Raw genomic sequence first — 12,726 nt, 5'->3', positions numbered from 1 at the left:
CTCCAGGTTCCTGTCGGTGGCCGACAGTACGATGGTGCGTGAAGGGAAGGGGGGCCGATGACCACCACGACAGCCACCGACGAGCAGCTCGTCGCGGCCGCCGACGCCGCGGTCGCGCAGCTGACGCAGGCGGTGCGCCGGGGCGGTTCGCGTCGCTCCCGGGACGAGTGGCTCGGCCTCGTCGGCTCCTGTCAGCGCCTGGTCAACTCCCTCACCGCGGTGCAGGACGAGGCCATCGCCGAGGTGGCGCGCCGTGAGCCCGTGTGGGCCGAGGACGGCACCGTCGGCGAGGTGACGCACGCGCCCGGGCGGGTCGCCCTCGACGCCGCCGACCTCGTCGCCCCCGCGCTCGGCGCGTCGCACGCGCAGGCCCAGCGGCGGGTCGAGACGGCCGTGCGGGTCGGTGCCGCCCGCCGGCCCGTCGAGGCCGACGACCGCGACGCCCCGGCTCCCAGCGGCCTCGGCGCGCTGCACGCAGCCATGGCCGAGGGGCGCCTCGACCCGGCGCGGTGCGCCGTCGTCGCCGCCGAGCTCGAGCTCGCCCCCGCCGACGTGGCCGAGGCCGTCGTCGCCGCCCTGGACTCGTACCTCGACACCGACGACGGCCCGTCGCTGCGCCGCCGGGCCCGTCGGGTGCTGGCCCGCATCTCACCCGACCTGCTGCGGCAGCGCGCCGCGCGGGCGCGCGCCGAGACCGGCCTGCGGCGGTGGGTGTCCGAGCCCGGGGTCGACACCTGGCACGGCACCTTCCCCTCCGAGGCGGCGGCCGCGGCGTGGGCGGCCATCGACCGGCTCGCCCACCAGCACGTCGCCGCGGGCGTGTGCACGTCGGTCGAGCAGGCGCGCGGCAAGGCCCTCACCGACCTCGTGCTGTCCAGCGCGACGGTCGACGTCCGGGTCGTCCTCGCCGTCCCCGCTGATGCATCAGCTCCCGTCGGCGCCCCCGCCGCCGAGGCCCCCGCCGCCGAGGCTGCGGCCGGCGACGACCGCAGGTGCGGCTCGCCCGACGACCTCGTCCAGGTGCAGGGGGGTCGGCCCTCCGAGCCGCTGTTCGTGGCCCGGTCCTGGCTGGCGCGGCACACCGACCCCGTCGCGGCGCCGGTGGCCTGCAGCCCACGCACCGGGGCCCGCCTCGACGCCAGCGACGCCCTCACCACCGGGGCTTACCGCCCCGGCGACGCCCTGGCCGCGCTCGTCCGGGCTCGCGACGGGCGCTGCCGCTTCCCGGGCTGCAGCGTCGCGGCCCGGTTCTGCGACCTCGACCACGTCCGACCCTGGCCCGCCGGGCCCACCGCGGCCGCCAACCTCGTCACCCTGTGCCGGCGCCACCACCGCATCAAGCAGGCGCCCGGCTGGCGGCTGCGGCTGCACCCCGACGCCACAGCCACCTGGGCCGACCCCGACGGCCGGGTCCGCACCACGGCCCCGCTCGACGCCCTCGAGGTCGTCGTCCTCGCGTCGGGCGGCGCGCCGCCGCCGGCGTCCCCCGATCCGCCCGATCCGGCACCGGTCTGGAGCGCCCTCGAGTCCCGGCTCGCCCTCGCCCTCGACCACCACGACGCCCGCCGCGCCCGACATCGCCGCTGCACGAGCGCCGCCCGGCTGCGGCAGTACGCGCAGGCTCGACGGCGAGCCCGCGCCCCGGGCGACGACACCCCGCCGTTCTGATCCGCCGCCCGGTTCGGCAGTTCACCTGCGGGACCGGGCGTTGCCTTTCTATGGTTCGCGAGGGAGTTCGGAGCGTCAGGAGAGGTCAGGTCACGTCGTGTTGACCCAAGCCCGTAGGGCCAGCGGTGGGCGGGCGACCGGCGTAGTGGCCGTACTGCTTACGGTGGTCGGGGTTCTCGGGATGGAAGTCGCGACCTTTTGGCGGGGGTTCGACTTCTGGGACGGGTCCTACGTCCTACTGCTCGTCGACCTTCCGGACGCGTCGAGAACGGCGGGCGAGATCTTCCTCTTTCAGCATGTGCTCAATCCGTTGTTCACCGCGCTCGGACGAGATGTGGCGCTCTTCCGGCTGGCGGGCCTTCTGCTTCTCGTCGGTGCCTCGATTGCTGCAACCAGCGGCATCGCGGATGCCCTGCGACGAGCAGAGGTACCCGTAGCGGCCGGGTGGGAGCGCATGGCCTGCTCCGTGTCGGCCGCGTGTGCGACGACGGCCTACGTGGGTGCAGCCCGTGTACCCGGCTACCGGATCGTCGTTCTCATCGGTCTGCTCCTCGTCCTCGCCGGCCTGGCGCGGCTCGGGAGCGGCAAGGTCAGCACGGGTGCTGCTCTGGTCGGGGCCTCGGCGGTACTGGTCTTCACCGGCAAGCCCACCTCTGCGGCCGCGCTCTTCATCGTCGTTCTCGTCGCTGTGGCCCTGCTCGTGCCGCGACACGCGTGGGCCCGTGCCGTCCTGTCCGGCCTCGCTGGGACGGCGGGTGCCATGATCCTTGTCCTCTGGCTTGCTGACATGGATCCCGCGAGCGCGATCGGCTACCTCTCCAGGGGGGTCGAGGTCGAGATGGCCTCCAACGCCCATGGCGAGATGCTCTCGATGCTCGGGCTGCGGCCGGTGCCTATTCGCGTCCTGCTCGCCTTCGGTCCTCTGGTCCTCGTGCCACTCTGGATCGCCGGGCACGACATGGCGCGGAACGCTGAGACCAAGTGGCCGGCGGGCGCACAGGTGCTCGTTGGTCTGTCGATACCGACCCTGGCTGCGGTTCTCGGTCTGTGGCTTCTGTCGGCCCAGGACTTCGGCGGGCAGATCAGGATGCTGACCGTGCTGTGGGCGCTCCTGGCGGCGGGGAGCCTGGTCGTGGCCGTGCGCGGCCGGGCTGCGTTACCCGCTAGTCGAGGACGAGGATCGCTGACGCTCGTCCTCGTGGCCCTCTTCATGCCATACGTGGCCACCGTGGGCACGAACACCAACTTCGTACCGACCATGACCCAGGCAAGTGTGTTCTGGGCGATCGCTCTGATGGGGTCCGGGGCAGTCATCGCGGCGAACCGGCCTGAGGCGGCACGGCTGTTCGTCCCGCTAGGCCTCTTTCTCGTGACAACGACGGCGGTGACGCAGGTCGTCTGGTTCGGCGATGGTCTGGAGGGGCAAGGTGTACGCGACGCTGCGGTCTCGACCCGGGCACTCGGTGGGAAGCTGCTCCTCGAGCCCGAGACGGCGGCGATATTCACTCGGCTCGACCAGGTCTCGGCTGAGCATGGGATGGCAGGGCAGCCGGCGATCGACCTCACGGGCTACGGCGCTGCTTACCAGCTGGCGCTCGGCACGAGACCACTCGGTCGCGCCTCGTTCTTCGGCACGTTCGCCGGTGCGGAGCGGGGGGCGGAGGTGGCGCTCGGACGGGAAACCTGCCCGGACCTCGCAAGCGCGGTGGTGCTCTATGCGGATGACAACCCCCTCGATGTGAGCCATGCCCTCAGCTCCCATGGACTCGACCTCGACTCGGACTACGTCGAGGTGACGCGATTCCACCCGACGCACGGCACCGAGCGAATCCGCCGGCAGACTGTCCGAGTGCTGCTGCCCAAGCCCGGGGTTCCGGCGACGCTGGGGTGCGCTGTGGAGGACGCCTGAGTCAGTCCACAGGCTTCCCCAAGGTGAGCCGCAGCGCACTGGGCAGTCCCAACAGGTCCTCGCCGGTGCACAGCACCTTGCTGGCTCGCAGGCCACTGCCGATCACCACCTCGCCCGCCTCCGCGACGGCGTCGTCGACGAGCACCGGCCAGTCCTCGGGCAGGCCGATCGGGGTGATCCCACCGAACTCCATGCCGGTGCGCCCGACCGCCTCCTCGCGCGGGGCGAACGAGATCTTGCGGGCCCCAAGGTGACGGCGGACGACGCCGTTCACGTCGGCGCGGTGCGTCGCCAGCACCATGACGGCCGCGTACGTCGTGACGCCCGCGCGCGTCGCCGCGACGACGACGCAGTTCGCACTGGCAGCCAGGGAGACGTCGTAGGCGTCGCACAGGGCGGCGGTGTCGGCGAGCGTCGGGTCGATGGGCGCAACGAGGGCGCCGGCGATGTGCGGGACGGCGGCCGCGACGGGCGGTGCGAGCAGGTGCGGGTGCTCGGCAGCAGGGGACCAGGCGAGGGTTCCGCGAGACGTCGGCATGCTCCCCACGCTAGGGGACGCCGGTGGGCGCTGGCCGGTGCCGGGGAAGCTCCGTCGAACGTCGTCGCGGGTTTGCGACAGGCCGGGGGGCCTCCGGTATTCTGAGGGGCGCACTGCCGGCTTGGGCGATGACCCTCGCATCACGCGGCCCAGAAGGGCGACGCCGGTCAACTTGAACGCAACGATCTCCAAGGAGCTCACGCATGTCCGTTGACCACAAGGTCCGCGACCTCGGCCTCGCCGAGTCCGGTCGCCACCAGATCCGCCTCGCCGAGCACGAGATGCCCGGCCTGATGTCCCTGCGCGCCGAGTTCGGCGACAGCCAACCGCTGGCGGGTGCCCGCATCGCCGGCTCCCTGCACATGACCGTGCAGACCGCCGTCCTCATCGAGACGCTCACCGCGCTCGGTGCCGAGGTCCGCTGGGCCTCCTGCAACATCTACTCGACCCAGGACGAGGCCGCGGCCGCGGTCGTCGTCGGCCCGCACGGCACGCCCGAGGAGCCGCAGGGTGTGCCGGTGTTCGCGTGGAAGGGCGAGACGCTCGAGGAGTACTGGGACTGCACCGAGCAGATCCTCACCTGGCCCGGGGATCAGGGCGCCAACATGATCCTCGACGACGGCGGCGACGCCACGATGCTCGTCCACAAGGGCAAGGAGTGGGAGACCGCCGGCCAGGTGCCGCCCACGACCGAGGAGGACTCCGAGGAGTTCGGCGTCTTCAAGGCCCTCGTGCGCCGCACGATGCAGCAGGACCCGCAGAAGTGGACCACGGTCGCCGCCGAGATCAAGGGCGTCACCGAGGAGACCACGACCGGCGTGCACCGCCTCTACCAGCTGGCCGAGGCCGGCGAGCTGCTGTTCCCGGCGATCAACGTCAACGACTCGGTCACCAAGTCCAAGTTCGACAACAAGTACGGCTGCCGGCACAGCCTCATCGACGGCCTCAACCGCGCCACCGACGTCCTCATCGGCGGCAAGGTCGCGGTCGTCGCGGGCTACGGCGACGTGGGCAAGGGCTGCGCCGAGTCGCTGCGCGGCCAGGGCGCCCGCGTCATCGTCACCGAGATCGACCCCATCTGCGCGCTCCAGGCCGCGATGGACGGCTACCAGGTGGCCAAGCTCGAGTCGGTCGTCGACCAGGCCGACATCATCGTCACCTCGACGGGCTGCTTCAACGTCGTCACCGCCGAGCACATGCAGCAGATGAAGAACAAGGCGATCCTCGCCAACATCGGCCACTTCGACAACGAGATCGACATGGCCGGCCTCGCGAAGGTCCCCGGCATCCAGAAGCAGGAGATCAAGCCGCAGGTCCACGAGTGGACGTTCGACGACGGCGACTCGATCATCGTCCTGTCCGAGGGGCGGCTCATGAACCTCGGCAACGCCACCGGGCACCCGAGCTTCGTCATGAGCAACTCGTTCTCGAACCAGACGATCGCCCAGATCGAGCTGTTCACGAAGACGGCCGAGTACTACGACGCCGACGGCAAGCCGACCGTCGAGACCCTCCCGAAGCACCTCGACGAGAAGGTCGCCGAGCTGCACCTCGACGCTCTCGGGGTCGAGCTCACCGAGCTGACCAAGGAGCAGGCCGAGTACCTCGGCGTCGACGTGGCCGGCCCGTACAAGCCGGAGCACTACCGCTACTGACAGCGGCCCGCTCGCCCGCGAGCAGCGCCCGAGGCGCCGCCGGACCCCGTGTCCGGCGGCGCCTCTGTCGCGTTCCGGCCGGCTCAGACCGTGAGTGCTCGTGCGGGTCCGACGCGGACCTGGTCCACGTCTTCGTCATCCGCGGTTGGTCGAGTCCTGGATGTCGAGCAGCATGGCGAAGAGCAACATGTGGATGCCGGAGAGCAAGGGGCCCACGCACAGGATCACCGAGCCGGCCGAAGCGATCGGGGGGCCCAGGGTGTGCCACAGCACCCATAAGCCCACGAGCAGGCCGAAACCACTCAACGCGAGCCCGGCGAACAGGAGCAGCGCCACCGGGGAGAAGGACTGCAGGACGTACTTCCACCAGATCCGGGTCCAGAAGCCCCGGAAGAGGCGGCCTGCGATGCGTGGGCCGACCGTCGCCAGGTTCATCCCCGAGACCTCGTCGCCGTACTTCGCGGGCACCGGGACGTCGCGCGCCGGGACGCGCAGGATGTTGAGCTGGATGAGGAGGTCGTTCTCGAAGTCGTACCGGGGCGCGATGAGGTCGAACGGGACTCGTTCCAGGGCGTCCCGGTGGATCGCCGTATACCCGTTCTGGGGGTCGAAGAGGTTCCAGTACCCCGAGGCGGCCTTGGTCAGGAACGACAGGGCGATGTTGCCGAGGACCCGGGTGCGTGGCATCCCTGCGAAGGAGCCTCGGCCGTAGAACCGGTTGGCCTTCGTGAACTGGACCTGACCGGATGCGATGGGGTCCAGCAGGTGCGGCAGGTGCTCGGGGTCCATCTGGCCGTCCCCGGCCATGACGACGCTGACGTCAGCGCCGAGTTCCAGGGCGCGTCGATGGCCCGCCAGGACCGCGCCACCGACTCCGAGGTTCTGCGGGAGGCTCAGCACCTCGGTGCGGTCATCGGCGGCCGCCCGGGCGCGTTCCGCGGTCGCATCCGGACTGCAGTCGTCGACGACCACGACATGGTCGACGAGCGGCGGCATCGAGCGAATCGTCGCCGCGATCAGCGCTTCTTCCTTGTACGCCGGCACGACGACGGCCACTCGCAGCCCCTCGTACACGTCGCGCACCTCCGGAAGACATCGGCCCGAGCGGTCGCGGGCCCTCACGACCATATGCCGCGCGTGGGCCTGCGACCCGGGCTCCTGGGTCGGCCGTTCGGTCCGAAAACCTGGCCCTCACGGACTCATCGCGGGCCCGCAGCCTGTGCTCCGGGCGGGAGGGACGCTGCTCGCGTACAGTCCACGACCGGATACGTCTTGCCCCGTCTCGAGGGACCCCCATGACAGCGCTGGTACACGACACTGCCGACGTCGCCGACGACGTGGTGCTCGGCGACCGGACTCGGATCTGGCACCACGCCCAGGTCCGGGAGGGCGCTGCCCTCGGCGCGGACTGCATCGTGGGTCGGGGCGCCTACATTGGGGCCGGAGTCCGCCTGGGCGACCGCTGCAAGGTCCAGAACAACGCCCTGGTCTACGAGCCGGCGGTTCTTGCCGACGGCGTCTTCATCGGCCCCGGCGCGATCCTGACCAACGATCGGCACCCTCGAGCCGTCACTCCGGACGGAAAGCCCAAGTCAGCGACCGACTGGGACGCCGTCGGTGTCATGTGCGCCGAGGGCGCGTCGGTGGGAGCGGCAGCTGTCTGCGTGGCCCCGGTGGTCCTCGGCCGGTGGTCGCTCGTGGCCGCCGGCGCGGTCGTGGTCGACGACGTTCCTGACTTCGGACTGGTCGCCGGCAACCCGGGCCGACGGGTCGGATGGGTCGGCCCGGCGGGGGTGCGCCTCGTCCCGGACGGTGAGGCCGGCGGGTGGCGCTGCCCCGTCGGAGGAGAACGGTACGAGGAAGCAGACGGACTCTTGCGACAGGTGGCCTTGTGAACGCCGTGATCCCGCACGCGAAGCCGCTGTTCGGGCCTGAGGAGGAGGAGGCCGTGCTGCGCGTCCTGCGCAGCGGCCGGCTGGCACAGGGCGCCGAGGTCGCAGCCTTCGAGACCGAGTTCTCCGCCCACTTCGAGATCGACCGGGAATGCGTCGCGGTGAACTCCGGCACCTCCGGCCTCCACCTCGCACTGTTGGCCCTCGGGATCGGCGCGGGGGACGACGTGCTCGTCCCGTCCTTCACGTTCGCGGCGACCGCGAACGCCGTCGCGATGGTCGGCGCGCGTCCCGTGTTCGTCGACATCGACCTCGACACCTATTGCATGTCCCCTGACGCGGCCCGTGCCGCGACCACCGGCAGCACCCGGGCGATGATCCCCGTCCATCTCTATGGTCACCCGGCCCCGATGGGCGCGCTGCTCGCCCTTGCCCGGGAGCAACGCCTGCTCGTGATCGAGGATGCGGCTCAGGCGCACGGCGCGAGTATCGGCCAGGCGCCCGTAGGGACGTTCGGGGACGCTGCCGTGTTCTCGTTCTACCCGACCAAGAACATGACGACGGGGGAGGGCGGGATGGTGACCGTTGCCGACCCCGGCGTCGCACGGAAGGTCAGGCTCCTTCGCAACCAGGGGATGGAGGTCCGCTACCGCAACGAGATCGCCGGGCTCAACAACCGGATGACGGACCTCAACGCCGCGATCGGGCGAGTGCAGCTGACGAAGGTCGACGCGTGGACCGAGCGACGGCGTACCAACGCGTCGTACTACGACGAGCACCTCCGTGGGGTCACCACACCGCGCCGCGCGGACGGCGTGGGACACGTCTACCACCAGTACACGGTCGCCGTCCCGTCCGACCGGGACCGCTTCGCCGCAGACCTCCAGGACCGCTATGGCGTCGAGACCGGGGTCTTCTACCCCGTGCCGGTTCACCGGCTCCCCGCCTTCGCCGTCGATGCCGACCTGCCGGCCACGGACCGCGCCGCTGCACACTGCCTTTCCCTCCCGGTGCATCCCGCGCTGTCGGAGGCCGACCTCCACTGCGTGGTCAGCGCCGTGAACCAGCTCGCGCTGGAGGCCGACGCATGACCGCCACCCTGCGCGTCGGGCTCGTGGGTCTGGGGATGATGGGTCGCCACCATGCCCGGGTCCTCGACTCCCTGCCGGGCGTCGACCTCGTGGCGTGCGCCGACCCTCGCGGTGATGTCCACGGGGCGGCCACCGGCCGGACAGTCGGCGCGGATGTGGAGTCGGTCGTCCGGGCCGGGGTCGACTACTGCGTCGTCGCCGTCCCGACCGCCCTGCACGAGCCGGTGGCCTCGGTGCTGGCCGAGGCCCGTGTGCCCACCCTCATCGAGAAGCCGCTCGCGATGGATCCGGAGGCCGCGGGTCGTCTTGTCGAGATGTACCGGAACGCCGGGACGCTCGCAGCGGTCGGTCACGTCGAGCGGTACAACCCCGCCCTGCGCGAGGCCCGCCGTCGCCTGACCCACGGCGCACTCGGTGACCTGTACCAGGTCGCGACCCGACGCCAAGGCCCGTTCCCGCGCCGCGTGGGGGATGTCGGCGTGGTCATGGATCTCGGGACCCACGACATCGACCTCACCGAGTGGGTCAGCCAGCAGCAGATCGTGTCCGTGTCGGCGCGGATGACCCATCGCTCAGGTCGCGACCACGAAGACCTCGTCGCGGTCGTGGGTCAGCTGCGCAACGGGGTGATCACGAGTCATCTCGTCAACTGGCTCTCGCCGTTCAAGGAGCGCCTCGTCGTGCTCACCGGGACGCAGGGATCTTTCGTCGTCGACACGCTGGCCGCCGACCTCACCTACTTCGCCAACGGCGAGACCGAGCAGTCCTGGGACGCCATCGCCCAATTCCGGGGCGTCTCCGAGGGCGACGTGATCCGGTACGCCTTCCCCAAACCCGAACCCCTGCGCACCGAGCACGAGGCGTTCCGGGACGCCGTGAGGGGCGAGGACGCCGACATCGTCACTCTCGAGAGCGCGACGAGGACCATCGAGGTCGCCGAAGCGTGCCTCCAGTCGGCACGGACCTCGTCGACGGTCGCCGTGCTGTGAGACCTGGAGCGTGACCATCGACGAGCGCAGAGCGTCCGATCGGTTCGGCCCGGTGGGCGACATCGGGTCGGCAGTCGTCGTGTCCCTCGCAGTTCTGGTCGCCGCGGCCATCGGACTGGGTCTCGCCGGGTTGCGCCCCCTCCAGGTCGGGACAGCCGGGCTGGTCACCCTCACGGGAATCACGGGTACGGCGCTCGCCACGTGGCGGTGGCTTCGGGGCGGGCGGCTTCGCGCGGGTGACGGGACCCGTCCACAGCAACTCCTGGTGGCGGCCCCGGCCGTCATCATGCTCCTCTATCCGGTCGCGGTCCGGGTGCTCCCCGTCGGACGACGGACCGAGTGGTTCCTCGGTGGCGACCATGTGAGGCATCTCATCATGGCAGCGGAGATCCAGGACGCGGGCTGGCTGACGTACGGGGTCACGTCGTACCCGCGTGCGTGGCACACGCTTCTGGCTGCTGTCTGGTCGGCATGTGGTCTGCGTCCGGAGACCGACATCGTCGCCGTCGTCGACGTCTCAGCGGTTCTGGTCTGGTTGCTGTCGGCCGGCCTGACGCTGACGACGGCAGCTCTCGCGGCCACGCTCGCCGACCGCCTGGGGTGCAGTGAGCGCGTGCCGGTCGTCGCTGGCTTCGTCGCCGGGACGCTCACGCTGTGGCCCCTGTTCCTCGGGAACTACCAAGGCCTCGGCCTCCAGACCTCGCTGCTGGCCGCGGGCGTCGTCGCCGCCGTCCTCCGGACCCAGCTGGTGGACCCGACGAGCATCCGCGCGCTCGTGGTGTCGGCGGCCGGTGTCGTCGTCATCTCGCACACCTGGCAGCTCGTGCTCCCGATAGTGGGCTTGGCTGCGCTCGGGTCAGCGGTCGGCTTGGTCCGGCGACGCGGCACCGTCGGGCTATGGGTGGTGGGATCGCTCGGCATCCTGAGCCTGGCGGTGTCGGCATCGTCCCTCATCGCCGTCGTCACCGCCGTCGGGGTGCAGCACGCCACCGATGCGGATGTGGTCGCGCCGGTCCCGTGGGTCGTTCTGCTCGTGGGAGTGGTCGCCAGCGTCGCCCTGCTTCGCTGGGCCGGGGGCGTCGCCGGGTGGGCGGTGGGGCTCATGGCAGTGCCGGCCGTCACCGGCCTCATCCTCGCGGCCTACGTCGGCATCACCCCGGACACGTACTACGCGAGCAAGCTGCTCTGGCACTCGTCGGCCCTGTTCCTCGCGCCGATATCGGTCGTCGTCGCACTCGGCATGAGCCGTCTGCGGCGGGTCGCGATGCCGCGGGCCGTCCGCAACCTCGCCGCCGGACCGGTGGCCCTCGGGTTGGCGTACTCGTTCGCGCTACCGGCCGCGGCGTATGTGGGGGTGTGGTCCACAGTGGACGGCGCCCTGGTCCTCCGGCTGCTCTCCACCCCGGGCGCCCCCGATGCCCAGGTGGTGTGGTCGGAAGGGCCGGTCGTCACGGACACGGTGAGTCGCCTGCTGCTCGATGCCCTCAGGCCGGAGCCCGGTCCTCTCAGCACACCGCAGCAGCCGCTCACCGTCGAGGAGGAATGCGCGCTTCTGCAAGCCGCCTCGGATCCGGTGGTGTTGACGGATCAGCCCCCTGAGGAGGTGCGGCGCAGGTTCGGATGCGCCCCGGGGGTGCGCGTCCTCCGTGCGGAGTGAGCGATCGGCGGTGCAGCCGTCCCTGATCGTCCGAACGGTCACGGCTTCTGCGCCCCTCTCGTCCGCACCCGGTGGCGTCGCCTACTTTCTGGTTGCACGAAGTGCGTTGGCGGTAGGGGAGACGGTGTGCAGGGTGCTGGAGTGAAAGGCTCGACGGCTGGGCGTGTCAGTCGGGTCGAGCGGGTCCGGTCCGCGGTCATGTCGCTCGGCCCGTCGGCTCCCCCCTCGTCGCGATCCCTGCCGCGCACCGCGTTCGCCGCGCTCCTTGGCGCGCTGTTCCTGCTCTACCAAGGGGTCGTCGCGATCGCGGTCGACAACCTGGACGTCCCCAACCCCCGCACCGGATGGGATGCGGTCCACTACGTCGGGATCGCCGAGCGGGGGTATCCGTCGGGAGGCTCGCCGGGCGATCCTCCCGCGGGGTACCAGGACTACGCGTTCCATCCGCTGTACCCGTTGCTCATGCGTGCCGCCGGTTTCGTCCTCGACCTGCCGCCCGCCGACGTGGGCCCGTGGCTGAACCTGTCGCTCGCGACGGCGGCCATCGTCGTCCTTGCTCGATGGGTCATCGGAATCCTCGGGACGACAGCCGCGGTGACGGTCGTCGTCGCCATCACGGTGTGGCCGTCCAGCCCGGTCTTCCAGATGGCCTACACCGAGGGTCTCGCCCTCCTCTTGCTGGTCCTCACCTGGCAACTGGCGAGCGACGAGCGTCATGGACTCGCCACGGCGTCGATCGTGGCGCTGTCGTTCGCACGGCCGTTGGCCGTACCCCTGGCGGCCACGATCACCGTCGTTGCGCTGCTCCGTTGGCGGTCCACGCGGGAGTGGACATCCGTCCGCGGCCTGCTGGGCGTCGTCGTCGCGGCCGCGGTCGCCACTGTGGCCTGGCCGGTCTGGGCAGGGTTCCATTCCGGCGACCCACTGGTCTACCTGGAGGCCCACAACTCGTACGCGACGCCGGGGGCGCCGCTCTCCCCGGCGCTGTGGGCTCTGACGGAGCCGCTCATCGGGGTGTTGCTCGTCCTCATTCTCGTGGTGACGACCACCATCGGCCTCAAGCTCATGCCCATGGGAACTCCGCCGCTCCTGAAGGCCTGGGTGGTCCTCTACCCCCCGTACCTCGCCCTGGGGTCGCTCATCACCCCGTCCCTCCTGCGCTACTTCATGTTCGCATTCCCAGCGGCGCTCTACCTCCTGCCCGTGGCACGCCGTCGCGGGCCCGCGCTGGTCGCGCTGGCACTCGCTGTGGGCATCGGCCTGCTGGGTGCGTGGTGGTGGGTCGGGCTGGTCATGCCGCCGCATCCGTACGGCATCTACCCCTGAC

Annotated in this window: 10 protein-coding genes; 8 read left to right on the top strand and 2 right to left on the bottom strand. The window is 71.0% G+C overall.

All coding sequences use genetic code 11. The annotated features are described in order from the left end of the window. The first annotated feature begins 57 nt into the window (after positions 1-57). Positions 58-1,668: an HNH endonuclease signature motif containing protein gene (locus Q0963_RS03905; protein WP_299442829.1), complete on the top strand. Its 1,611-nt coding sequence runs from the start codon at positions 58-60 to the stop codon at positions 1,666-1,668. A gap of 181 nt (positions 1,669-1,849) precedes the next feature. Continuing rightward, complete coding sequence (locus Q0963_RS03900) at positions 1,850-3,577, top strand: hypothetical protein (RefSeq protein ID WP_299442826.1); 1,728 nt, start codon at positions 1,850-1,852, stop codon at positions 3,575-3,577. Between the two features lies 1 nt (position 3,578). Here the strand turns inward: Q0963_RS03900 and Q0963_RS03895 are convergent, their stop codons facing one another. Further along, positions 3,579-4,115, bottom strand: coding sequence for a YbaK/EbsC family protein (locus Q0963_RS03895; RefSeq protein ID WP_299442823.1), 537 nt, complete (start codon positions 4,113-4,115; stop codon positions 3,579-3,581). Between the two features lie 203 nt (positions 4,116-4,318). Here Q0963_RS03895 and ahcY point away from each other — a divergent pair, with 203 nt between their 5' ends. Further along, the gene (gene ahcY / locus Q0963_RS03890) at positions 4,319-5,770 is read left to right on the top strand and encodes an adenosylhomocysteinase (RefSeq protein ID WP_299442821.1); all 1,452 of its coding nucleotides are present in this window, start codon (positions 4,319-4,321) and stop codon (positions 5,768-5,770) included. 135 nt (positions 5,771-5,905) lie between these two features. Here the strand turns inward: ahcY and Q0963_RS03885 are convergent, their stop codons facing one another. Next, positions 5,906-6,844: a glycosyltransferase family 2 protein gene (locus tag Q0963_RS03885; RefSeq protein ID WP_299442819.1), complete on the bottom strand. Its 939-nt coding sequence runs from the start codon at positions 6,842-6,844 to the stop codon at positions 5,906-5,908. A 221-nt stretch (positions 6,845-7,065) separates the two neighbouring features. Here Q0963_RS03885 and Q0963_RS03880 point away from each other — a divergent pair, with 221 nt between their 5' ends. The 5 genes from Q0963_RS03880 (at position 7,066) to Q0963_RS03860 (ending at position 12,725) form a co-directional block, all read left to right on the top strand. Beyond that, the gene (locus Q0963_RS03880; RefSeq protein ID WP_299442816.1) at positions 7,066-7,665 is read left to right on the top strand and encodes an acyltransferase; all 600 of its coding nucleotides are present in this window, start codon (positions 7,066-7,068) and stop codon (positions 7,663-7,665) included. Next, positions 7,662-8,753 carry a DegT/DnrJ/EryC1/StrS aminotransferase family protein gene (locus Q0963_RS03875; RefSeq protein ID WP_299442813.1) on the top strand — a complete coding sequence of 364 codons (1,092 nt, stop codon included), beginning with the start codon at positions 7,662-7,664 and terminating at the stop codon, positions 8,751-8,753. Before Q0963_RS03880 ends, Q0963_RS03875 begins: the two co-directional genes overlap by 4 nt. Beyond that, entirely contained in the window at positions 8,750-9,742 is a 993-nt protein-coding gene (locus Q0963_RS03870) for a Gfo/Idh/MocA family protein (protein ID WP_299442811.1), read from the top strand. The genes Q0963_RS03875 and Q0963_RS03870 overlap by 4 nt, the downstream gene beginning before the upstream one ends. Positions 9,743-10,007: 265 nt before the next feature. Beyond that, positions 10,008-11,399 (top strand): hypothetical protein, encoded by a 1,392-nt coding sequence (locus Q0963_RS03865; RefSeq protein WP_299442809.1) that lies wholly within the window; start codon positions 10,008-10,010, stop codon positions 11,397-11,399. Positions 11,400-11,597: 198 nt separating this feature from the next. After that, positions 11,598-12,725, top strand: a complete 1,128-nt coding sequence (locus tag Q0963_RS03860) for a hypothetical protein (protein WP_299442806.1) — start codon at positions 11,598-11,600, stop codon at positions 12,723-12,725. The last annotated feature ends 1 nt before the right edge of the window (position 12,726 follow it).

This window comes from uncultured Phycicoccus sp., assembly GCF_947495705.1.
In the GTDB taxonomy this organism is placed as follows: domain Bacteria; phylum Actinomycetota; class Actinomycetes; order Actinomycetales; family Dermatophilaceae; genus Phycicoccus.
This window is presented reverse-complemented; position numbering and strand designations above follow the sequence as displayed.